Origin of the sequence: Mesorhizobium sp. PAMC28654, from assembly GCF_020616515.1 — a bacterium.
In the GTDB taxonomy this organism is placed as follows: domain Bacteria; phylum Pseudomonadota; class Alphaproteobacteria; order Rhizobiales; family Rhizobiaceae; genus Mesorhizobium.
Genome location: NZ_CP085135.1, coordinates 6,237,613 through 6,259,888, shown reverse-complemented (window position 1 = coordinate 6,259,888; position 22,276 = coordinate 6,237,613). Strand labels below are relative to the sequence as shown.

Below are 22,276 nucleotides of genomic sequence, written 5' to 3'. Positions count from 1 at the left end.
ATGACGCTTATGGGAGCCTCGGGCGAGCCGATCGAGGTCGAAGCCGCCAGCGCGGTTGCCGCAGCCAGGAAGGCCCTCGGCGGCACCACAGGGCGGGTAGCGGTTGGAACGCTGCCTAGCGTTCACTGGTTTGTACCCCACTCGACTTGCCGCAGGGTTGGTGGTTTGTTGCTCACCTTACGCCGGAGGGAGAAATGGATATTGCAGGCACACTATCAGCGCTGGCAGCGGCGCTTGGGGTGGTGAAGGATCTTCGCGAGATAGACGGCCAATTCGACAAGGCCGAACTAAGGCTCAAGATCGCCGACATTTCAGGGGCGCTGGCTGACGCGAGGTTAGGGGTAATCGACGCCGGCGAAGTCATTAGAGCCAAGGAGCAAGAGATAGCGCGGCTGGCTGCCTTGTTTGCATATCGCGCTGATCGCACCATTCGCTTGAACGGCTACACTTACGAAAAAGCCGAGGACTCAGATAGGCCCGTTGGCCTTCCCTTTTGTCCTGTGTGTGAACAGAAAGGTCATCTCCTCCGACTGGTTGAGCCATATCGGCCAGGGAGACCAAAGATCTGCCCCAGATGTGCAACCGACTTTGGCCAGGTAACAGCGTATAGTTGGACTCTGCCGTCTTGAAGCTACCTGCTTCCTTGGGACAGCATCGCGCAAATTTACTGGAGACCTGACTTGGCCAAGTGGTTCGTGGAGGAAATGACGCTCATGGGAGCATCGGGCGAGCCAATCGAGGTCGAGGCCGCCAGCGCGGTTGCCGCAGCCAAGAAGGCTCTGAAGCACAACCTCAAGGAGAGCAACGACGGCGGGAGGCTCAAGGCGAAGGCCTGGCAGCTTCCGGTGCCCGGAAACCCTCCTCAAATCATCTATCTCTATGAGCCAGCCAAGCACGAGCACCATCAGTGATGTCGATTTGGCCGCTACAGAAAACCCGCCTTGGAAGGCGGGTTTTCTGACCATTGCCAGGTGAGTGAGCGCACCTGGCGCGGCGCACCGGCCGTTCGGGCGTTCGTCGCCCGGAAAGCCGAGGCTTTCCGTTCGCTGAGCGCCCTCACCCCATCACATCCTCGATGCGGATCGGAAAGCGCCTCGGCCGCACGCCAGTCGCGTGCCAGACCGCGTTGGCGATGGCGCCGGCGGTGCCGGTGATGCCGATCTCGCCGACGCCCTTGATGCCCAGCGCGTTGACGTAAGGGTCGTGCTCGTCGATCAGCAGCGCCTCCACCGACGGCACGTCGGCATTCACCGGCACGTGGTATTCGGCAAGGTTGGCGTTCTGGATGCGGCCAGTGCGCTGGTCGGTGACGGCTTCTTCGAGCAGCGCGAAGGAGACGCCCCAGATCATGCCGCCAAAATACTGGCTGCGCACCATGCGCGGATTGACGATCCGTCCGGCGGCGAAGGCACCGACCAGCCGGGTGACGCGGATCTGGCCGAAATCGGGATCGACCTTGACCTCGGCGAAGACAGCGCCATGCGCGTGCATGGCGTAGACCTCCTGCGCCGCCGGGTCCGAGGCACTCTTGCCACGGCCCTCGATCTCCTTGAGACCGGCGCGGGCGAGGATCTCGCCATAGCTTTCGCTACGGCTTTCATCGTCACGTCGATAGAGCCGGCCATTGCGCGCCAAGACACCCTCATTGCCAGCGCCGAACAGCGGCGAGGCCTCGTTGCCGGTGGCGAGATCGGCGAGCTTGGCGATGACGGCGGCACCCGCATTGTGGATCGCCATGCCGGCCGTCGCCGTGTGGCCCGAGCCGCCAGCAATGCCGGCATTGGGCAGGTCGGAACTGCCAGCCCTGAAATCGACGTCGTCGATGTCGAGCCCCAGCCCGTCGGCGGCGATCTGGGCGAAGGCGGTCCAGGCGCCCTGCCCCATGTCCTGCGCGCCGGTTTCCATCAGGCCGCTGCCATCGGCCCGCAGCACCGCGCGCGCCTCGGCCTGGAACATGAGCGCCGGGAATGTCGCCGTGCCCATGCCCCAGCCGGTGAGGAAACCATCCTTGTCGCGCATCCGGCGCGGCTCGAGCGGCCGGCCCATCCAGCCGAAATGCACCGCGCCCCGCGCATAGCATTCGCGCAGCGCCTTGGAGGAGAATGGCTTGCCGGTCATCGGCTCGACCTCGGCATAGTTGCGCAGCCGGAACTCCAGCGGGTCCATGCCGCAGGCTTCCGCCGCCTCGTCGATGGCGCTCTCCAGCGCGATCGACCCGGCGGCTTCGCCGGGCGCGCGCATGAACAGCGGCGTGCCGGTGTCGAGACGCACCGCCTCGTGCGAGGTGGTGATCGCCGGGCTGGCATAGAGCGTGTGCGAGGCATCCGCCGCCGGCTCGAAGAAATCGTCGAAAGTGCTCGACGCGGTCTTGGCGTGATGGTCGATCGCCGTCAGCCGCCCCTCGCCGTCCATGCCCATGCGCAAGGTCTGGCGGGTCGGCGCGCGATGGCCGACAGGTCCGTACATCTGCTCGCGCCGCAGCACCAGCTTGACCGGACGGCCGACGAGACGCGCCGCCAATATGCCCAGCACCTGCGGCCCGGAAATCATGCCCTTGGAGCCAAAACCGCCACCCAGGAAGGGGCTGCGAATATGGATGTTTTCCGGCGCGATGCCAAACAGGCCGGCGATGCGGCCCTGAGCCATGGCAAGGCCCTGGCTGGGCGTGTCGATCGACAGCCTGTTGCCGTCCCAGGCGGCGACGATCGCGTGCGGCTCCATCGCGTTGTGATACTGGGCCGGCGTTTCGTAGGTCGCTTCGATGCGCGTCGCCGCCGATTTCAGTCCGGCCTCGACATCGCCCTTGTGGTGCACCGCCGGGTTGCCGACGCCGACACCGCCAGGCACGAAACTCTCGGCGCCGTCGAGACCGACGCGCGCCGGCAGCACCTCATAGCGCGGCGACAGCAGCACCGCGCCTTCGGTCGCCGCCTCCAGCGTCTCGGCGATCACCACGGCAATCGACTGGTTGGGATAGCGGACCCCGTCGTTCTGCAGGAGGTCCATCCGGAACATGAACGGATGGTCCTTGGCATCGGGATCGACGGCGAGCGCCGGCCGGTTTTGCGGCGTCATTACCTCGACCACGCCCTTGTGCGCCTTGGCCGCCTCGACATCCAGCGAGACGACGCGGCCCCGCGCTATGCTGCTGACGGCCAGCACCGCGTAGAACATGCCGGGCGGATGGTTGTCGGCGGCGTAGCGGGCGGCACCGGTGACCTTGAGAAAGCCATCACGGCGGGTCAGCGGCTGGCCGATGCTGGAGCCCTGTCGTGTGTGGGCGGGTTGCTGGTTCAGGCTGAGTTCAAGCGTCATGGCGCGCTCCGGGAAGGGAGAAAAAGGGAGAAGCTGGCAGGGCCGGCATCCGCGCGGGCGTTCCCGCTTGGGCGGACATCAGCGCCCTGACCACGATGCGGCGGGCAAGCTCGATCTTGAACGCGTTGTCGCCGGAGGGGGTGGCATCGGCCAATGCGGCGTCCGCCGCGCTGGCGAAGGTCGCCTCGTTCGCCTCCGCGCCAAGCAACACGGCTTCCGCCGAACGTGCCCGCCACGGCTTGGCAGCGACGCCGCCTAGCGCGAGCCTGGCAGCGCGGATCTTGCCGCCGTCGACAATGAGGGCGGCAGCCGCCGAGACGACGGCGAAGGCATAGGAGGTGCGTTCGCGCACTTTCAAATAGCGGGCATTGCCGGCGAACGAAGCGGCCTCAGCCGGCAGGCGCACCGCCACGATGAGGTCGCCGGCTTCCAGCGCATTCTCGCGCTGCGGCGCATCGCCGGGAAGCCGGTGGAATTCCTCCAGCGTCACATGGCGCCGGCCTTCCCTGCCCTCGATCTCGACCACGGCGTCGAGCGCCACCAGCGGCACGCAGAAATCCGACGGATGGGTGGCGATGCAGGCTTCGCTCCAGCCAAGCACCGCGTGCAGCCGGTTCTCACCGCCCAGCGCGTCGCAGCCGGAACCGGGCTCGCGCCTGTTGCAGGCGCTGGCGGTGTCGTAGAAATAACTGCAGCGGGTGCGCTGCAGAAGGTTGCCGCCGACAGTGGCGGCATTGCGAAGCTGCGCCGAGGCGCCTGACAAAAGCGCTTCCGCCACCGCCGGATAGGCCTTGGCGAAGGCCTCGTCATGGGCAAGATCGGCATTGCGGACCAGCGCGCCGATGCGCAGGCCGCCATCGGCCAGCCGCTCGATGCGGTTGAGCTCCGGCAGCCGGGTAATGTCGACGATCCGTTCCGGGCTGGCGACGCCGCCCTTCATCAAATCGAGCAGGTTGGTGCCGCCGGCCAGATAGGCCGAACCCGGCTCGGCCGCCGCCGCGATGGCGTCGGAGATGGTGCTTGGCCTGATATAATCGAAGTCTCTCATGCCGCGGTCCTCCGCTCGGTCTTCTCTGAATTGTTCCGGGCGAGGTTCTCTCGCGCCTCCAGCACGGCCTCGATGATGCCGCCATAGGCTGCGCAGCGGCAGAGATTGCCGCTCATGCCCTCGCGGATGCGTTCGGGATCGTCGCCGGCCTGCCCTTCTGCGATGAGGCCAAGCGTGCTCATGATCTGCCCCGGCGTGCAGAACCCGCACTGGAACCCGTCATGGGCGATGAAGGCGGCCTGCACCGGATGCAGGTCGTGGCCATGGGCGACGCCCTCGATGGTCAGCACATCGGCGCCGTCATGGCTGACCGCCAGCGCCAGGCAGGAATTGATGCGCTTGCCGTCGACAAGCACAGTGCAGGCGCCGCACTGGCCACGGTCGCAGCCCTTCTTGGTGCCGGTGAGCTCAAGCCGCTCGCGAAGCAAGTCGAGCAGGGTTACGCGCGGATCGACCTCCAAATCGTGGCGGTGTCCGTTGATGGTGAGAGAAAGAGGAAGATTGGTCATGGGCGTCTGGCTCCAGTTTGCTTGACGCGGGAGGGGAATGAACTGGTGTCGGGGAAGGATCGGGCAAGGGCGGCGTATACGGCGGAGAGGGTGATCTCCCCCCTCAAGGGGGAGATGGCCGGCAGGCCAGAGGGGGTGCTCTCGCGTGGAGCGCCAACCTCATACTGTCCCAAGGGGCCGCCCTCGGTCGAACCGACCCCCTCTGTTGCCTTTGGCGACATCTCCTCCTCAGGAAGGGAGATCGCGCTCTCGGCGACTTGCAGGCTCGAAGGACATGACATACTCGATCCCCTGACTATATTGATGAAAGGCGCGCTATTGTTGAGAGGCTTGCTCATGTAAACGGAGGAGCCTCCGCTTACATATAGGTAGACCGCGCCCTTCCCGTTTCAAGCGGGTCGGGCCGAAAATTCGCGTTGGAGTGAAAAAATTGGCCGCGCAGCCATCCGCCATGCCCGTCGAGATGCCCTCCGCCACACCCGGCGCAAAGGTCGTGGCCGACAAGCCGCTGCGCGCCGATGCGCGGCGCAACCGAGACAGGCTGGTCGAGGTCGCGGCGGCGGCCTTCGCCGAACAGGGCATCGATACTTCGCTGGAGGAGATCGCCCGCCGCGCCGGTGTCGGCATCGGCACGCTCTACCGGCATTTCCCGACGCGCGAGCATCTGGTCGAGGTGGTTTACCGGCGCGAGGTGGAGGCAGTGTGCGCCGCCGCCGGCGAACTGGCCCGCCAGCATCCGGCCGACATGGCGCTGGAACAGTGGATGCAACGTTTCGTCGACTACATCGCCACCAAGCGCGGGCTGTCGACCAGCCTGCGCATCCTGATCACCACCAACTCCACGCTGTTCTCGGACACGTCCGGCCGCGTGTCGCTGGCGTTGCGCGGCCTGGTCGACGCGGCTGTCGCCGACGGATCGATCCGCGGCGACGTCGACAGTTCCGACGTGCTGCACGCACTGTGGGGCATCTATTCCGCCCCCGACACCAAGGACTGGCGCGACCGCTCCCGCCGGCTGGTCGGGCTGCTGATGGACGGGCTGAGGTTCGGGGCGAAGAAGTCGGCCAGGGATGGCGGGTGAAGGCAAGTGAGTATCGCCTCCATCAGCCAAACCGCACGACAGCCGATCCGCGCCAGCACTCCGCCAGGCATGAATTATTCCGGCCAACGCAACAGGACACCCGCAAGGCTCGCACAAGCGCCGACAGCGATGGTGGAACCGCACATCGTGCGCGAGGCGGCGTGGAGGCTGAACCGGCCGTAACCACCGCGTGACGGAAGGCTTGAGAGCTTGAAAAACGCGGCAGCCCGGATCGAGACATTCGAAGACCCGAACCTCATCAAGGGCAAGGCACCCATAGTACGAGCCGTCTTTGAAGGGCGGGATATCTCCCCGATATGGGACGAGTTGTTTGGCCGCGTTTCGGCCGATCCCACCGATGCCGCGGCGTTCCTGGATGTGTCGATCCTGCTGCACGCGATCGGCGAGGAAGACAAGGCGGTGCTCAGCCAGAAGGCCGCGCTCGAGATCAGCCGGAAATATCGGATAGCCAACGGACGCGGCACAGGCCCGAACGTCCTTGTCTTCGTCACCGCCGGCGACTTCATGGCCAACACGCCGATCGAATTCCTGCTTGAGGAATCCGACGCCAACATCCTGCTCCACTATGTCGATGCCGACACCGCGGACTTGAACGATGTTCCCGAGCATGATGTCGCGTTCGTGGCTGTCGGCGAGTCGGCGGCAAATCTCCCGGTGCTGGAGACCCTCGACCGTTTGCTGCGTGGTTGGCCCGGCCCCATACTGAACAACGCGCCGCGTCGCATCATGGATCTCTCCAGGGATGGTGTCGCCGAAACGCTCAAGGACGAACCCTCGATACTCGCGCCCGCCGCCGCGCGCGTTTCCCGGGACGCGATCGGGCAACTGGCTTGCGGGCAGATCGAAGTCGCCTCGATCCTTGGCGCCGGTTCCTACCCTGTGATTGTCCGCCCGGTGGGCACGCATGCCGGCAAGGGTATGGAGAAGATTTCCACCCCATTGGAACTTTCGACCTACCTGGACTCCCAAGCCGAGGCCGAATTCTTCGTTACGCCCTTCATTGATTACAGCGGGCCAGACGGCAAATTCCGCAAGCAACGCATCGCGTTCATCAATGGTCGCGCCTACGCCAGTCACCTCGGTCTCCAGCCATTGGATGGTGCACTATCTGAACGCCGGCATGACCGAGCACGAAGACAGGCGTGGCGAAGAGGCGTCATGGATGGCCAGCTTCGACAGCGATTTTTCGGTTCGCCACGCGCGTTCCTTCGATGCGTTGCATCGGCGTCTCGGGCTAGACTATTTCGCCATCGATTGCGCCGAGCTTGCCGACGGCCGCCTGCTCCTGTTCGAGGCGGATGTCGCCATGATCGTCCATTCGATGGATTGGCAGAGCATGTTTCACTACAAGAAGAGCGCCATGCGCAAGCTCTTCGCCGCCTTCGAGGATGCGCTGGCACAGCGCGTGGCGCGGATGGCGTCCACGCCGGCGGTCAAATGCGCCCATACGGGCAAACCCGCCGTCTATCAGAAGACGGATGACGACTGCCTGGTTTGCGCCCTGGCGATGTTCACGGGCCGAACCTACGAGGAGACCGAGGAGATCGCCGGGAGCTGCGATCCGGCGTATCCGCGGGGCGGCCCGATGAGCCATTCCATCATGCGCAACGTTGCCAACAAATGCGGCGTCGTTCTCCTGAGCGGCATCTACATGCTGTGGGCCAGGCCCGCGATCATCGGCGTGGTTTCGCCGACCGTTCCCGACACCGGCCACGCCATTTTCTGGGATGGCGAGAAGATCATCGATCCAGGTTGCTGTGAGCGCGTCGATCGTTCCTATGTCGACCGATGCGGGCTGGAATTCACGCAGCGGGCGAGCGATCTCGAACCGCTGATCCGTCACGACGAGATTTCCGCCCTGGCCGGTGCCGTGACGGCCAATGAGCCGCTCTGACCGCAACCACCTCGCCCTGAACACGGAGAAAATCATGCCCGCGATTCAGCGTGCGAACCTGCGGGCCCTGAACACACGGTTCTCGCAAACCGGCGAGACCGAGCAGCTCTCGCACGCGCCAGCCTCCATTTCATTGCTGCTCGGAACGGGCGGCGACAGGCGCATCTGGCCGGACGCGATCACCCGGCGCAATCGCTATGGAACGCTGGCGGTGCCGGCCGACGACGAGATTTCATTCTCGTCGACAACGGCAAGCAACGTTTCCGCCGAAGGTTTCCTGGCGGCGGGCGTGGCGTTGCGGCGCCTCATCGATCTGGAATCGCCCTCGCCTGTCGCCTACGATCAATGGTTCGCCGACATTCGTGACGCGATTCCGCGCAACCTTGGCTGCGTCGGTGCCGAGGTCGTCCTCGCCGCCTCGGGCACGGATGCGGAACTCATCGCGCTGTGCCTGTTTGCCGGACTTTCGAAGCGCCCTTTGACCAATGTGCTCGTGGCGCCGGACGAAACAGGAAATGGCGTTCCACGCGCCGCCGCCGGATGTCACTATTCCGATCTGACCGCGCTCGGCGGCACCGTGGAGGCCGGAGCGCCGCTGGAGGGCCTACCGCCCGGCCGCATCGAGGTGCGCACGATTGCCATCCGCAACGAAACCGGCGAACCCCGGCATCAGCATGAAATCGATGCCGATGTCATCGCAACCGTCGAGCTGGAACTGAGGCGCGATCGAGATGTGCTGGTTCATGTGCTCGATACGTCGAAAACCGGCCTGCCGGCCGTAACACGGCAGGCCGCGCGCCATGTTGCCGCGCTTGCCCCCGGACGGGTGCACATCATCGTCGATGCCTGCCAGTTCCGGGGCTCCATTTCCAGCCTGAGGCAGGATCTCGCCGATGGCTTCGTGGTGGCGTTGACCGGATCGAAATTCATCGCCGGCCCGCCTTTTTCGGGCGCGCTTCTCATCCCGTCCGCATTGGCCCTAGCGTTTGACGAGGACCGACATTCCAGCGGGCCTTGCCGAATACACCGCGGCCCAGGACTGGCCGGCCGCCCTTCGCCAGCGGACAGCCTTCGCGTTCAAGTCGGAATTGAACCTGGGACTGGGTCTGCGCTGGGTTGCCGCCCTGGCCAATCTCGAGCGCTATGCGGAAATAGCCGAAGCGCGGCAAAGCCTCGTCAAGGAGCAATTTGTCCGCCTGGTGCGTTCTCGCATCGACGGCATGGAGGGTGTCTCGCTTCATCCGCATGACGATGGCGACCACCTCGGCTCGCGTGCAATCGTGCCGTTGACGATCACGAATGCCTCAGGCTCCTTTGCCTCGTTCGAGGAATCCCAGGCTATTCAGCTGTTGATGCGCACTCTGGGCCAGGGGCCGATCCGTCATATCGGGCAGCCCGTGCGCCTGGGATCGCGAGCGGTCCTGCGTGTCGCCGGCTCCGCGACCGACGTGGCCGCTGTCTCGGCGGGCATGGCAGAAGGCCAGTCCCTGCCTCAGGCCATGGCGCCGATCGAGGCCAGGCTCGACGTTTTCTTCGACGGATTGTCAGCGGTCCTTCAGCACCTCAGAGGTGCCTGATTGTCAGCTTCCGCCGACGGGACATTTGCCGGGGCAAGCGGTGCGGACGAGCCCAGCCTCGATCCTGCGGACTGGGATCAGTTTCGCCAGACCGCCCATGGCCTGCTCGACGACATGATCACCCACATCGAAACGGTCAGGCAGCGGCCGGTATGGCAGGCGCCGGCGGATGAAACCCGCCGGCGGTTTACCCGCCCGCTGCCGAACGGGTCTCGCGAATTGGGCGATGTCCTGGATGACGTGCGCACGCACATCATGCCGTTCGCGACCGGCAATCTGCATCCGCTGTTCCTGGGCTGGGTGCATGGCGCGGGCACGCCGGTCGGAATGGTGGCGGAAATCGTGGCGAGCGGCCTGAACATGAACTGTGGCGGCCGCGACCATGCCGGCCTCGTCGTCGAACAGCAGATCGTGCGCTGGATGAGCGAGGCTCTCGGCTACCCGGATGGGGCGAGCGGCCTGTTCCTCACCGGCTCTTCAATGGCGAACTTCGTCGCGCTCACGATCGCCAGGACCGAAGTGCTGGGCCAAACCGTCCGGGAGACGGGCCTGCGCAGCGAACGCCAGCTTGTCGCCTATACGTCCGCCCAGGCCCATTCATGCATCGCCCAGGCGATGCAGCTATCCGGCATCGGATCGGCGAACTTGCGGATGGTCGAGGTCGACGCCGCCGGAAGGATGCTGCCCGACGCGTTGCGCACGATCATCGGAGAAGACCGCGCCAAGGGATTCCTGCCGTTTCTCGTCGTCGGAACCGCGGGCACGGTCAACACCGGGGCCATCGATCCGCTTGGCGATATCGCTGATATCGCGTCCCGGGAAAATCTCTGGTTCCATGTCGATGGCGCAATCGGTGCGCTGGCCATGTTGTCCGATTCCCTGCGCGACCTGTTCAAGGGCATTGAACGGTCGGCGTCGGTGGCGCTCGACTTTCACAAATGGGGCCAGGTTCCCTACGACGCCGGATTCCTGCTGGTACGGGACGGCGATGCCCAGAAGCGTACATTCGCGCAGCCCGCCGCCTATCTGCAGCGCGCCGATCGCGGGCTCGCCGCCGGCGAAACCTGGCCTTGCGACCTGGGCCCGGACCTGTCGCGCGGCTTCCGGGCGTTGAAGACATGGATGACGATCGAGTCGCTTGGAGCCGACCGCATCGGACAGTCGATCGCACACACCTGCATGCTCGCGCGCTATCTCGCCCAACGTCTGGAGCGCCACCCCGCATTCGAGCTGAAGGCGCCGGTCGCCCTCAACATCGTCTGTTTCGGCATTCGTGGGGGTAGCGACGAGTTTGTCCGGACCCTGGTGCTGGACCTGCAGGAATCCGGCCTGGCCGCGCCGTCATGGACCACAATCAACGGCGAATTGGTGGTGCGCTGCGCCATCGTCAACCATCGCACGACCGTGACTGACATCGACGGGTTCATGGACATCTCACCAGCACCCTCGCCGATCGTGGTGTTGGCAGCTAGCCTCCGCGGGCACGGGATAAGCATGCCGATGCCTTTGGCGCCGGATGCGGACATGCGCTCGGCTTACCGTCCGATCGTGCCGACCAGCTTCACCGATATCAGCGCCTTGGATTGCGCAAAGCCCTTTACCGGCAGGCCGGTCGATGCCGGGCCGGGCTTCGAGTAATAGCGATTTCTCACCGCCATGTTGTCGTGCAGCGCCTCGGCGGAGCTGCCGGACACATAGTATGTGGTCGCTTTGCGCACGTTGGAAAAATCCAACCCGGATTGCCGGAGCACCTGCTCCAGTGCGCGCATGATCCGCTGGGCCTGCCCGACAAGCCCATGCGCGCCTGTCGGATCGCAACCGCCAATGTGGAATTGATCGCCGGACTTGCGCAAGGTGATCTCGACACCTTCGGGCCATTCTCGCCGATCGGTCCCGTCGAATGATTGATGGCTTACCGCCGCTTTCGAGAACGTCAGTTCCGCCATGGCTTCGAGACCGTCGCGGTCGACGTCGACGACGCCGCAACTGTCCAGAGCCAGCCTCTCGCGGGTGGAATTCACCTGCTGCGAGGCTTTCTCGCTGCCCACGAACCATTGTCCGCTCAGCAGTCTGTCGGGCGACAGTCCAGCCTCCTCCATCAACCGCCGCAGGATGCTCGCGAGGGTAGCATCGTCGCCCGGCAGTCGGGGGATGCCGAAGTTCACCCAGGAGAGGCTGTCCGTGTCGACGACATCGAGCCTTGCTCCGGTGACATCGTCAGCGAACGCGCGATGCCGCTTTGGCGAGACAGAGCCGAATACATCGACCTCGATCAGCATTCCCGCATAGTAAAAATACGGGATGGCGATGGGGGCGACGAGCACCTCCCGACCGAACTGCGCCTTGAACAGATCGCCGAGCAGTGCGGCGTCCCCATCGCTGGTCTTGACGTAGTAAACGACCAGCCGGCCGACCGCGGATGCATCACAGCCGATCTCGGCCAGGAACTGGCGGATGAAGCCGGCAACTGCCATGGCCTGGGACAGCAGGTCGCCGGGCGCGAGCACTTCTCCGGCGCCGTCCAGCGGGCACTGGCCGCATGACCAGACGAGGTTTCCGTCCTTCACGAGAAGCGAATAGGGATGTTCGATCCGCATTTTCCAGACGGCATCGAAAGGCAGGAAGGTAAGATCCTGATGTTGCATGGAATTACAGGCTTTTCGAGTGGCCGCTGCCTACCGCGCTGAGACGGCGGGCAAGCACGCTGAGGGGAAAAATGAGCAGGAAGAAAAGGATCGCCACGCCCGTCAAAGGCTCGAGATAGCGGAACGATGCCGAGCCGCTCATGTAGGCGACATAGGCAACCTCGCTGACGCCGACCCCGGCGAGCAGCGTCGTCGCCTTCAGCAGGTCAGTGAAATAGTTGACCACGGCCGGCAGCATCTTCCTGGCGGCCTGCGGTGCGATGATGTGGGACCATACGATGAGGCGCGGCAACCCCAATGAAGCGGCGGCCTCCCACTGGCCCCGGCCTATCGCCAGTATCCCGCCGCGGACGATCTCGGCCATGTATCCGCCACCGATTAGCCCAAGTGCCAGGACACCGCAGGCGAGGCCCGACAGATTGGCGCCAAGCAGGATCGGAAGGCAGTAATACGCCCAGAAAATCGCGATGATCTCCGGCGTTGCTCGGGCGATCTGGACGAATGCGCCAGCGCTCCTGGCGATCTGCCATCGCGGCGACAGTGACGCTGCACCCAGCAGCAGGCCAAGACACGACGCGACGACGAAGGACGCGAACGTCACCACCATCGTGACACCGAGACCTTGCAGCAGCCCCGGAGCGCTCTGGATGAGGAGGTGGTAGTCGAACATCAGTGGGCCCTCCACCTGTTCAGCCTGACTTCCAGCCGGCGAAGTGAGTAGGCCAGCAACAGGCCGGATGCGATGTAGATGATGGCCGTCACGGAATAGAAGAGGATTGGATTGGCGGTATAGTCGCTAATGCGGCTGGTCGTGCGCAAGAGTTCGGGCACCGAGAGGATCGAAAGGATGGCCGTCGCCTTGAGCAGGCTGACCAGCGTGTTGCCGATGGCCGGCAAGGCGATCTGGAACGCCTGCGGGATGACGATCAGGAACCATCTTTGCCACGGCTTCAGGCCAAGCGCCTGCGCCGCTTCAAGCTGCCCCTGCCCCACGGCGTTGAAACCGGCGCGGTAGACTTCCGCCATGTAGGCCGTCATCACCACGACAATCGCGAGGCCGGCGGTTTGCTCCGCCGTCGTGTTGATGCCGGTGATCGCCGGAAGCGCGAAGTGGATCCAGAACAGTTGAACCAGCAACGGGGTATTCCTGAAGAACTCTACATAGGCGATCGTCGGAAAACGGACCGTTCGCGAAGGGCTGCCCAGGCCGAGCGCCACGGGCAGCCCCAGAAGCATCGACCCCGCCGTGCCCAGCACGAAGTAGAACAGGGTCAGCATCAGGCCTTTGAACAGGGCCGGTATGAACGGAACGATGCTCTCGATCATCGAGACAGCCTTCGCGGGCCGTTCCGGCTACTTGATGCCGTACCAGGCCATCTTCTTGTCCGAGATGAACCCGGTGGTCGTGTTGTAGGCGATCCATGTGTTCAGGAAGGACAGGAAATGATAGTCGCCGGGGCGCACCGCATAGGCGTATCCCGTGGCCTCGATCGGCGTGTCGGCGCCAAGAACCCTGACCTTGGCGTTCGGATTCGCCTTCATGAACAGGGCATTCTGCAGGAGATCGCTCAGATGGGCGCTGGCTCGGCCGGCAGCGACCTCCAGCTGTCCCGCCACCGCATTGTCCGAAACGATCGTCTTCTTCTGCGCGTTTGGCAGCAGGCGGTCGCTCTGGGCGACAGCGGCCATGCCAGCGATGCTGACGACCGTGTATTTCGGATCGTTCAACTGCTTCCAGTCGGTGACGTCTACGTCGGCGCCGACCAGCCACGTATTTCCGGTGGTCATGTAGCTGTCGGTGAAATCCACCGTCACGGCCCGCGCCGGGGTGCGGAACATGTCGACCATGGCGATGTCATACTGCTTCTGCATCAGCGAAGGGATGATCGTCGACCATGTCGTATCGACGATCTCCAGCTTGACGCCCAGCGCGTCGGCGAGGTTCTTCGCCATGTCGACGTTGAAGCCTTCCCACTCCCCCGACATCGGATTCTTCTGTTGCGCGGGAATGGAGTCGGCCATTCCGACCTTGATGACGCCGGCCTGCTTGATCTGCGCAAGCGTGTCGGTTGCGTCCTGCGCGCTGGCCTGTATGGGCGTCAGCGGCGCGAGGGCGAATAGAGAGGCGGCCACGAGTGCCATCAGCTTCTTCATGATAGTTCCCTTTTTGGCATTGGGGTGGTCAAGCCACCCATGCAACGGACACTGGGCGGAAAATCCATGTAGGAGAAGGTCGAAAAGAACGATAAGCTTGATAACACCACGTTATAAGAGGCCTTATGAAAGGCCCGTGTTCATCAACTTGTTGAGGTTCTGGGCTTATGAGTGATCTGAGGAAGGCCATCGGTACGCTCGACAACCTCGTGGCGTTCGAAGCCGCCGCGCGACACGGCAACTTCACCCGCGCAGCCCGGGAATTGCTGGTCGCGCAACCCGCGATCAGCAGGCGGGTGCAGCAGCTGGAGCAGGCCCTGGGCACGGAACTCTTTGAGAGAAGAGGGACCAGAATCCAGCTGACCCCCGCAGGCAACCAGTTCAGAAGCGTCGTGGCCACCGCCTTCCAGAGCATTGAACAGGCGGCGAAAACCCTTCCGCGCAATGATGACGGGATCGTGTCGCTGCGGGTAAACGTCGCTGCCGCCTCCCTGTGGCTCATGCCGGCGCTAGGCGATTTCTACGCGAGCTTTCCGGACATCCGGCTGCATCTGGTATGCATCGACGAGTTGCCTGAATTCGGCGGCGGCAATTTCGATCTCGAGATCCGCTTCGGCATAGGCGCTTGGCCCGGCGTGGAGAGCTACCCGTTGCTGGAGGAGACGATCTATCCCGTTGCTTCGCCCGATTTCTGCAAGGCCCACGCGATCGACAGTGTCGAGCAACTGGCAACGGTACCGCTTCTGCAGTTGACGAATTTCTCCAGCCCGTTGATGAACTGGGAAGCATGGCTGCCAGGCGGCCATACGCCGATCATTCGCCATTTCACGACCTATGCCATGGTGCTGGAAGCAGCCCTTTTCGGGCATGGCGTGGCGCTCGGCTGGCATCACTATGTGCGGCGCGCAGTTGATCGCGGCGATCTGATCAGGCTGCCGATCGAGGAGCGCAAGAGCGACTACCGGGAATTCCTTGTCGTGAAGCCCGGCGCCAGCAGCCGCTTCTCCGTCGAGCGGACCAAGAACTGGCTGCTCGAACTGGCAGCGCGCGAAGAGCCGCGCCAGGGTCGCGGCGCCGTTCCAGCAGCTTGACCGGCGAAAGCCCGATGGTCCGCGATGGCCTGCTACGAAAGCAGCAGTTCTCGCGATGCTCTGTCGATGTTACGACTCCACGCGGGCGGTTCGGGGTTGCGAACGTTTGCGGTAAACGTACTATCTTTCCAGGGAAATCGGGGGCGTTCTTGAAGCAGTGACAGGCTGGCGCGGGGTTCACCGGCGGATGGCCGCAAGGGAGGATATCCAGTGAAGACGACGTACCTCGTTTCGGCCGCGTTTTTCGCGGCGACCGTGACCTCGGCATCGGCGGCGGGAATTTCCGACGGCAAGGTGAAGATCGGCATCCTCAACGACCAGTCGGGCGTCTATGCCGATTTCGGCGGCAAATGGTCGGTCGCGGCGGCCAAGATGGCGGCCGAGGATTTCGGCGGCAAGGTGCTGGGCGCGCCGATCGAGATCGTCGACGCCGACCATCAGAACAAGCCGGACATCGCCTCCAACATCGCCCGCCAGTGGTATGACACCGAGCAGGTCGACGCCATCATGGAGCTGACGACATCCTCGGTGGCGCTGGCGGTCCAGGGCATTTCCAAGGAAAAGAAGAAGATCGACATCGTCACCGGCGCGGCCGCCACCGATCTGACCGGCAAGCAATGCTCGCCCTACGGCTTCCACTGGGCCTACGACACGCATTCGCAAGCGGTCGGCACCGGCGGCGAACTCGTGAAGCAGGGCGGCAACAGCTGGTACTTCATCACGGTGGACTACGCCTTCGGCTATTCGTTGAAGGAGCAGACCGCCAAGCTCGTCGAAGCCGCCGGCGGCAAGGTGTTGGGCGAGGTGCGCTATCCCCTGGGTTCCACCGACTATTCGTCCTTCCTGCTGCAGGCGCAATCATCGGGCGCCAAGGTCGTCGGGCTTGCCAATGCCGGCCTCGACACGTCAAACGCCATCAAGCAGGCGGCCGAGTTCGGCATCGTCGCCGGCGGCCAGCGGCTTGCGGCCCTGCTGTTCACACTGGCCGAGGTACATGGCCTGGGCCTGCAGGCGGCGCAGGGCGTCGTGCTGACCGAAGGCTATTACTGGGACCGAGACGACAAGAGCCGCGAATTCGCCGAGCGCTTCTTCAAGCGCACCGGCCGCATGCCCAACATGATCCAGGCCGGCACCTACTCGGCGGTGACGCAGTATCTGAAGGCGGTCGAGAAGGCCGGCACCGACGAGACCGAAGCGGTCGCCAAGCAACTGCATGAGATGCCGGTCAACGACGTCTTCACGGCGAACGGCAAGGTGCAGGCCGACGGCTCGATGGTCCACGACATGTATCTCTACCAGGTCAAGAAGCCGGAGGAGAGCAAGAAGGACTGGGACTACTACACCTATCTGGCGACCATTCCGGGCGACCAGGCCTTCATGAAAGCGCAGGACAGCGGCTGCCCGCTCGCCGCCAAGTGACGGCAGCGGCCGCCGTGGCCGTGATGCCCGCAAGCGTGGATGCGGAACCTCGGGTGGTGCTTTCCGCCCGAGGCCTCAAGCGTGACTTCGGCGGCTTCCTCGCCGTCAACAATGTCGACCTCGACGTCCACCACGGCAGGATCCACGCGCTGATCGGACCCAATGGCGCGGGCAAGACCACTGTCTTCAACCTGCTGACCAAGTTCCTGCAGCCATCGAGCGGCAGGATCGAACTGCTGGGACGCGACATCACCCGCACCCAGCCCGCCAAAGTGGCGCGGATGGGGCTGGTGCGATCGTTCCAGATATCGGCTGTATTCCCGCATCTCAGCGTGCTCGACAATGTGCGTGTCGCGCTGCAGCGTCCCAGCGGCCTCGGCGTCCAGTTCTGGCGCTCGCTGTCGGCGCTCGACAGCCTGACGCCGCGCGCCGAGGAACTGCTGCGGTCGGTCGGCCTCGACGATGCCAGAAACCGATCCGCCGGCGACCTCTCCTATGGCAGGAAGCGCGTTCTGGAGATCGCCACGACGCTGGCGCTCGACCCGAAAGTGCTGCTGCTCGACGAGCCGATGGCAGGCATGGGTCATGAGGACGTCGGCATGGTTTCCGATCTCATCCGCTCGGTGGCCGGGGATCGCGCCGTGCTGATGGTCGAGCACAATCTGACTGTTGTCGCCGATCTCTGCGACTGGATCACCGTCCTGCAGCGCGGCGAGATCCTTGCCGCCGGCGACTACAAGACCGTCAGTTCGGACGAGCGCGTCAAGGTCGCCTATATGGGGACCGACCATGGTTGAGGCCCCTCTCCTCACTGTGCGCGACCTCAACGCCTGGTACGGCGAAAGCCATGCGCTGCACGGCGTGAACCTCGATGTCTTCGAGGGTGAGACGGTCACGCTCGTCGGCCGCAATGGCGTCGGCAAGACCACGACGCTGCGCGCCATCATGGGGCTGCTGCGCAAGCGTACCGGGACGATGAGCTTCGCCGGCAAGGACCTTATGCGGCTGCCGCTGCACAAGACCGCCCATGCCGGCATCGGCTTCGTGCCGGAGGAGCGCGGCATCTTCGCCACGCTGACCGTCGACGAGAACCTGATCTTGCCGCCCGTCGTCGCCAAGGGCGGCATGAGCGTGGCGGAGATATTCGACCTGTTCCCGAACCTCAAGGAGCGTCGCAACAGCCCAGGCACGAAACTGTCCGGCGGCGAACAGCAGATGTTGGCGATCGCCCGCATGCTGAGGACCGGGGTCAAGCTTTTGCTGCTCGACGAGCCGACCGAAGGCCTGGCGCCCGTCATCGTCCAGCGCATCGGCGAATTGCTGGCGACCCTGAAGAAGCGCGGCATGACGATCCTGCTCGTCGAGCAGAACTTCCGCTTCGCCAGCCGCGTCGCCGATCGCTTCTACCTGATGGAACACGGCAAGGTGGTAGGCGAATTCCCCGTTGGAGAATTGTCGTCCCACATGACGCAACTTCACGACGTGCTTGGGGTATGATGCCGGCATGACGATGATCTTCGGAATCCCCGTCCAGGCATTGCTCGGCCAGTTGCTGGTCGGCCTCATCAACGGCTCGTTCTACGCCATGCTGAGCCTCGGGCTCGCCATCATATTCGGCCTGCTGCGCATCATCAATTTCGCCCATGGCGCGCAATACATGCTGGGCGCCTTCGTCGGCTACCTGCTGCTCGTCCACCTGGGCATCGGCTACTGGCCGGCCCTGATCCTCGTGCCGCTGATCGTCGGCCTTTTCGGCATGGTGGTCGAACGCCTCGCGCTGTCCAGGCTCTACGACCTCGATCCGCTCTACGGCCTGCTGTTCACCTTCGGGCTTGCCTTGGTCATCGAGGGCGTCTTTCGCTACTTCTACGGCGTCTCGGGCAATCCCTATTCCGTGCCGCCGCTGCTGGCCGGCGGCACCAATCTCGGCTTCATGTTCCTGCCCAACTATCGCGGCTGGGTGGTGGTGGCATCGCTGATCGTGTGCTTCGGAACCTGGGCGCTGGTCGAGAAGACAAGGCTCGGCTCCTATCTGCGAGCGGCGACGGAAAATCCCCGCCTTGTGCAGGCGTTCGGCGTCAACGTGCCGCTGCTTCTCACCCTGACCTATGGGCTCGGCTCGGCGCTCGCCGGGCTTGCCGGCATCCTTGCCGCGCCCGTCTACCAGGTCAGCCCGCTGATGGGGTCGGACCTGATCATCGTCGTCTTCGCCGTGGTCGTCGTCGGCGGCATGGGGTCGATCCTCGGCGCGATCGTCACCGGCTACATGCTGGGCCTGGCCGAAGGGCTGACCAAGGTTTTCTATCCCGAAGCCTCCAACCTGGTGATCTTCGTCATCATGGCGATCGTGCTTCTGGTCCGGCCGGCCGGCCTGTTTGGAAGGGATGCCTGACATGACGGCAGTCACGCCCCACGATGCCGGCGCCAAAACCTCCGCGCCGCTGGAATGGGCGCTGGTGGCGCTCGGCATAGTCGCGCTGCTGGCGGCCCCCTTCTTCGTTTATCCGATCTTCCTGATGAAGATGCTGTGCTTCGCGCTGTTCGCCTGCGCCTTCAACCTGCTGCTCGGCTATACCGGCCTTCTCTCCTTCGGCCACGCCACCTTCTTTGGCGGCGCGGCCTATTTCTGCGCCCATGCGGTGAAGGTGTGGGGCTGGCCGCCGGAAGCCGGCATCCTGCTCGGCGTCGTCGGTGCGGCACTGCTCGGCCTGGTCATGGGCTTCTTCGCCATCCGCCGCCAGGGCATCTATTTCGCCATGATCACGCTGGCGCTGGCGCAGATGTTCTACTTCTTCTGCGTCCAGGCGCCCTTCACCGAAGGCGAGGACGGCATCCAGGGCGTGCCGCGCGGCCACCTCTTCGGCGTCATCGATCTCAACGATCCCCTCAACATCTACTATGTCGTGCTGGCGGTCGTCCTGATCGGCGTGTTCGCCATCTGGCGCATCGTCAACTCGCCCTTCGGCATGATCCTGCGCTCGATCCGCGAGAACGAGAACCGCGCCATCTCGCTCGGCTATTCCGTCGCGAACTACAAGCTGGCGGCCTTCGTCATGTCGGCGGCGCTAGCCGGCCTTGCCGGCGCGCTCAAGGCCATCGTCTTCCAGTTCGCGACGCTCACCGACGTCACCTGGCAGATGTCGGGAGAGGTCATCCTGATGACCCTGCTCGGCGGCATCGGCACCATGGTCGGCCCGATCATCGGCGCCGGCCTCGTGGTCGGCCTGGAAAACACGCTGGCCACCTCCGGCTTCCCGGTGACCATCGCCACCGGCCTGATCTTCATGATCTGCGTGCTGGTCTTCCGGCGCGGTATTGTCGGCGAATTTTATGCACGGGTTTTCAAGGCGAAGGATGGCGGATAGCTGCTAGCGGACCATAGCGATACCAATTGCTGTTGGATCATTCCCGATTATCGATTCTCCCCGCCTGTAGCATCGCGATGTACAAGCTAAGTGTCCCAGCGAAGGCGAAAAAATTAACAGAAACCATAAGGAAAAAGATCTGAGCCCAAGCGTAGCCGGATATACTCTTGCGATCATCGAGTTCGAAAAAAGAAATGCGAAATCCTGCATCGTAATTTAAATATGAATATAAAGAAATAAATACAATTACGAAGCAAAACCCAGGAAACACCCACATCCTACAATTTTGCAGGAGAATTATTCTGAATGCCTTCCATTTTCTGTGTGAAATTACAGAAATAAGTATGCATATTAGGAGAACTGAGTATGACGATATAAAAAGGTAAAAATTGATGGCAAGGTGTTTGTTCGCTATGCAGATTTCGCTCCTTGGAAAAAGGCCGACAGCTCTTTCCAGTTTTGGCAACAGATTCCAGCAATCCGAGCTATCACTCATCAACCCAAATAAACTTCCCCAAATCAAAATAGCCACGGGGGCAACGATACAAAGAAGAAACGCTCCGGCAGTAGCTCGAACAAGCCGCCTTTGTATAAAGAAATCATCTCTGGAGGCGTATTGAAACGGTTCTGGCATGGCGATTTCGGGAAACACTTCCTTGATTAGGTTAGAAGAATAATCTCGACTAGGAACCCATAAGACAGCCGATCCGTTAGAATCTCTTTAATCTGCGGGCCGCTGTTCAAGATGGGCCTCAAGATTCCAGGCACGCCTTGCCGAAATGCAGCCTCATGACGTTCGCTTTCTTGTAGGCTCGGAACGGTTGCTGCGGCCGGACATCACCCTCAGCCAGGGCGCGAGATGGAAGGCGCTCATCAAGAGATACATTGCCGTCATGCCGGTCAGCGGCGAGGCATCAGGCATCCCCATGCACAACATGGAAGCATTACCGCCAAGAACGCAGGTGGCTAGCGCCATCAGCGCGAAGGTCGGTGCGGCGGCGAGGCACAGCCAATCGGCGATGCCAATGGTGGCCGCATTGGTGCTTTCAGGGATCGCGGCGCCCGCGCCTGTATGGATATCAGTCATGGTCTTTATCCTTGATGGTTACCCGCCAGGACTTGGGTTCCTCGCCCCCGCCGAAGGTGGGGGAGAGGAACCCAAGCTGGTCACAGTCCCGCCAATCCTTACTGGGCGCCCTTGTCCCGGAACGCCGCTTCTCCAACATCCGACACCTCGACCCATTTCTTGTCGGGTGCGGCATCGGCGTCGTAATTGTCGTGCCAGTTCCACCATTTGTAGGTCTGGGTCTGCGGATAGCCTTCGGGCGAGTCTTCCCAGACCTCCTGGCGGCCGAGCGGTGTTATGTCGAGATAGCTCCAGACGGTGCCCATGACCTCGTCGCCACGGTTGTTGATGAAATAGGTGCGGAACACCCGGTCGCCGTCACGGAAGAAGACGTTGTGGCCGTGCCATTCGTCGACGCCGAAATCTTTGTCGAAGCTGTCGGTGATGGTGTACCAGGGCATCTCCCAGCCCATGCTCTTCTTCAGCCTGATGATGTCGGCCTGCGGCGCGCGCGAGGCATAGACGAGTGTGGTGTCGCGGGCGTTGAGATGGGCGAGATGCGAGACCTGGTCGGCGCCGAGCGAGCAGCCGCGGCAGGCATGATCAGGCCAGCCATAGACGCCCGGCTCGAAGAAGGCGCGGTAGACGATCAGCTGGCGGCGGCCTTCGAACAGGTCGATCAGGCGCGCACTGCCATCGGGGCCTTCGAACACATAGTCCTTGTCCACTTCCGTCCATGGCATCCGCCGGCGCTCGGCGGCCAGCGCGTCCCTGGCGCGCAGCGTGGTCTTCTCCTTCACCAGCAGCTCTTGTTGCGCTGCCTGCCACGCCTCCGGGGAAACGATCGGCGGTGTCTTCATTGCTACGTGCTTGTTCATCGGTCTTCTCCTTGTCAGTCTGCCGTCGCGCCATCGCGACGCGTTGCTGCTTGCTGGTCGTGAGCCAGGCTAGTGTCGCCAGGCCGAGAGGTGGGGGTTACAAGTGTGGCGGGAATTGAATCCTCCGGCCCGCCGCAGCAGGGGTGGCGCATCCGCACGGCGTGCTCGGCCGTGTCGTGGAGAGGCATGTCTGTGGGCATTGTCGGTTCTCCC

At 63.4% G+C, this 22,276-nt stretch carries 22 protein-coding genes; 13 read left to right on the top strand and 9 right to left on the bottom strand.

Features of this window, described 5'->3' with window-relative positions; all coding sequences use genetic code 11:
• Window positions 1–194: 194 nt before the first annotated feature.
• Both LGH82_RS30955 and LGH82_RS30950 read left to right on the top strand, forming a co-directional pair.
• On the top strand, window positions 195–629 hold the full coding sequence (locus LGH82_RS30955) for a hypothetical protein (RefSeq protein WP_227346319.1): 435 nt from the start codon (window positions 195–197) through the stop codon (window positions 627–629).
• 51 nt (window positions 630–680) lie between these two features.
• The gene (locus LGH82_RS30950) at window positions 681–911 is read left to right on the top strand and encodes a hypothetical protein (RefSeq protein ID WP_227346318.1); all 231 of its coding nucleotides are present in this window, start codon (window positions 681–683) and stop codon (window positions 909–911) included.
• A 145-nt stretch (window positions 912–1,056) separates the two neighbouring features.
• Here the strand turns inward: LGH82_RS30950 and LGH82_RS30945 are convergent, their stop codons facing one another.
• From LGH82_RS30945 to LGH82_RS30935, 3 genes are read right to left on the bottom strand one after another with little or no spacing between them, the layout of a single operon-like run.
• Window positions 1,057–3,315: a xanthine dehydrogenase family protein molybdopterin-binding subunit gene (locus LGH82_RS30945; protein WP_227346317.1), complete on the bottom strand. Its 2,259-nt coding sequence runs from the start codon at window positions 3,313–3,315 to the stop codon at window positions 1,057–1,059.
• The gene (locus LGH82_RS30940; RefSeq protein WP_227346316.1) at window positions 3,305–4,363 is read right to left on the bottom strand and encodes an FAD binding domain-containing protein; all 1,059 of its coding nucleotides are present in this window, start codon (window positions 4,361–4,363) and stop codon (window positions 3,305–3,307) included. Before LGH82_RS30940 ends, LGH82_RS30945 begins: the two co-directional genes overlap by 11 nt.
• Complete coding sequence (locus LGH82_RS30935) at window positions 4,360–4,872, bottom strand: (2Fe-2S)-binding protein (RefSeq protein WP_227346315.1); 513 nt, start codon at window positions 4,870–4,872, stop codon at window positions 4,360–4,362. The genes LGH82_RS30940 and LGH82_RS30935 overlap by 4 nt, the downstream gene beginning before the upstream one ends.
• A gap of 451 nt (window positions 4,873–5,323) precedes the next feature.
• Between LGH82_RS30935 and LGH82_RS30930 the strand changes: the two genes are divergently transcribed.
• The 5 genes from LGH82_RS30930 (at window position 5,324) to LGH82_RS30910 (ending at window position 11,083) form a co-directional block, all read left to right on the top strand.
• Window positions 5,324–5,953, top strand: coding sequence for a TetR/AcrR family transcriptional regulator (locus tag LGH82_RS30930; protein ID WP_227349736.1), 630 nt, complete (start codon window positions 5,324–5,326; stop codon window positions 5,951–5,953).
• 210 nt (window positions 5,954–6,163) lie between these two features.
• Entirely contained in the window at window positions 6,164–7,456 is a 1,293-nt protein-coding gene (locus tag LGH82_RS30925) for a tetratricopeptide repeat-containing protein (RefSeq protein ID WP_227346314.1), read from the top strand.
• A gap of 446 nt (window positions 7,457–7,902) precedes the next feature.
• Window positions 7,903–9,117, top strand: a complete 1,215-nt coding sequence (locus LGH82_RS30920; protein ID WP_227346313.1) for a hypothetical protein — start codon at window positions 7,903–7,905, stop codon at window positions 9,115–9,117.
• Entirely contained in the window at window positions 9,068–9,445 is a 378-nt protein-coding gene (locus tag LGH82_RS30915; protein ID WP_227346312.1) for a hypothetical protein, read from the top strand. Before LGH82_RS30920 ends, LGH82_RS30915 begins: the two co-directional genes overlap by 50 nt.
• 114 nt (window positions 9,446–9,559) lie before the next feature.
• Window positions 9,560–11,083 carry a pyridoxal phosphate-dependent decarboxylase family protein gene (locus LGH82_RS30910; RefSeq protein WP_227346311.1) on the top strand — a complete coding sequence of 508 codons (1,524 nt, stop codon included), beginning with the start codon at window positions 9,560–9,562 and terminating at the stop codon, window positions 11,081–11,083.
• Here the strand turns inward: LGH82_RS30910 and LGH82_RS30905 are convergent.
• From LGH82_RS30905 to LGH82_RS30890, 4 genes are read right to left on the bottom strand one after another with little or no spacing between them, the layout of a single operon-like run.
• Window positions 10,981–12,090 carry a hypothetical protein gene (locus LGH82_RS30905; protein ID WP_227346310.1) on the bottom strand — a complete coding sequence of 370 codons (1,110 nt, stop codon included), beginning with the start codon at window positions 12,088–12,090 and terminating at the stop codon, window positions 10,981–10,983. The genes LGH82_RS30910 and LGH82_RS30905 overlap by 103 nt on opposite strands.
• A 4-nt stretch (window positions 12,091–12,094) precedes the next feature.
• Entirely contained in the window at window positions 12,095–12,760 is a 666-nt protein-coding gene (locus LGH82_RS30900; protein WP_227346309.1) for an amino acid ABC transporter permease, read from the bottom strand.
• Window positions 12,760–13,416, bottom strand: a complete 657-nt coding sequence (locus LGH82_RS30895; RefSeq protein WP_227346308.1) for an amino acid ABC transporter permease — start codon at window positions 13,414–13,416, stop codon at window positions 12,760–12,762. The genes LGH82_RS30900 and LGH82_RS30895 overlap by 1 nt, the downstream gene beginning before the upstream one ends.
• Window positions 13,417–13,443: 27 nt before the next feature.
• Complete coding sequence (locus LGH82_RS30890) at window positions 13,444–14,244, bottom strand: transporter substrate-binding domain-containing protein (RefSeq protein WP_227346307.1); 801 nt, start codon at window positions 14,242–14,244, stop codon at window positions 13,444–13,446.
• Window positions 14,245–14,411: 167 nt separating this feature from the next.
• Between LGH82_RS30890 and LGH82_RS30885 the strand changes: the two genes are divergently transcribed.
• The 6 genes from LGH82_RS30885 to LGH82_RS30860 all read left to right on the top strand — a co-directional run bounded on the left by LGH82_RS30885 (window position 14,412) and on the right by LGH82_RS30860 (window position 20,119).
• The gene (locus tag LGH82_RS30885; RefSeq protein ID WP_227346306.1) at window positions 14,412–15,335 is read left to right on the top strand and encodes a LysR substrate-binding domain-containing protein; all 924 of its coding nucleotides are present in this window, start codon (window positions 14,412–14,414) and stop codon (window positions 15,333–15,335) included.
• A gap of 210 nt (window positions 15,336–15,545) precedes the next feature.
• On the top strand, window positions 15,546–16,754 hold the full coding sequence (locus tag LGH82_RS30880; RefSeq protein ID WP_227346305.1) for an ABC transporter substrate-binding protein: 1,209 nt from the start codon (window positions 15,546–15,548) through the stop codon (window positions 16,752–16,754).
• Between the two features lie 23 nt (window positions 16,755–16,777).
• Window positions 16,778–17,551 (top strand): ABC transporter ATP-binding protein, encoded by a 774-nt coding sequence (locus LGH82_RS30875; RefSeq protein WP_227346304.1) that lies wholly within the window; start codon window positions 16,778–16,780, stop codon window positions 17,549–17,551.
• Complete coding sequence (locus tag LGH82_RS30870; protein ID WP_227346303.1) at window positions 17,544–18,251, top strand: ABC transporter ATP-binding protein; 708 nt, start codon at window positions 17,544–17,546, stop codon at window positions 18,249–18,251. The genes LGH82_RS30875 and LGH82_RS30870 overlap by 8 nt, the downstream gene beginning before the upstream one ends.
• A gap of 7 nt (window positions 18,252–18,258) precedes the next feature.
• Window positions 18,259–19,146, top strand: a complete 888-nt coding sequence (locus LGH82_RS30865; protein ID WP_227346302.1) for a branched-chain amino acid ABC transporter permease — start codon at window positions 18,259–18,261, stop codon at window positions 19,144–19,146.
• A 1-nt stretch (window position 19,147) separates the two neighbouring features.
• Window positions 19,148–20,119 carry a branched-chain amino acid ABC transporter permease gene (locus tag LGH82_RS30860; protein WP_227346301.1) on the top strand — a complete coding sequence of 324 codons (972 nt, stop codon included), beginning with the start codon at window positions 19,148–19,150 and terminating at the stop codon, window positions 20,117–20,119.
• 787 nt (window positions 20,120–20,906) lie between these two features.
• Here LGH82_RS30860 and LGH82_RS30855 read toward each other — a convergent pair.
• Together LGH82_RS30855 and LGH82_RS30850 are read right to left on the bottom strand one after the other, a co-directional pair.
• On the bottom strand, window positions 20,907–21,206 hold the full coding sequence (locus tag LGH82_RS30855) for a hypothetical protein (protein ID WP_227346300.1): 300 nt from the start codon (window positions 21,204–21,206) through the stop codon (window positions 20,907–20,909).
• Window positions 21,207–21,304: 98 nt separating this feature from the next.
• Window positions 21,305–22,063 carry a DUF899 domain-containing protein gene (locus tag LGH82_RS30850; protein ID WP_227346299.1) on the bottom strand — a complete coding sequence of 253 codons (759 nt, stop codon included), beginning with the start codon at window positions 22,061–22,063 and terminating at the stop codon, window positions 21,305–21,307.
• Window positions 22,064–22,276: the final 213 nt, after the last annotated feature.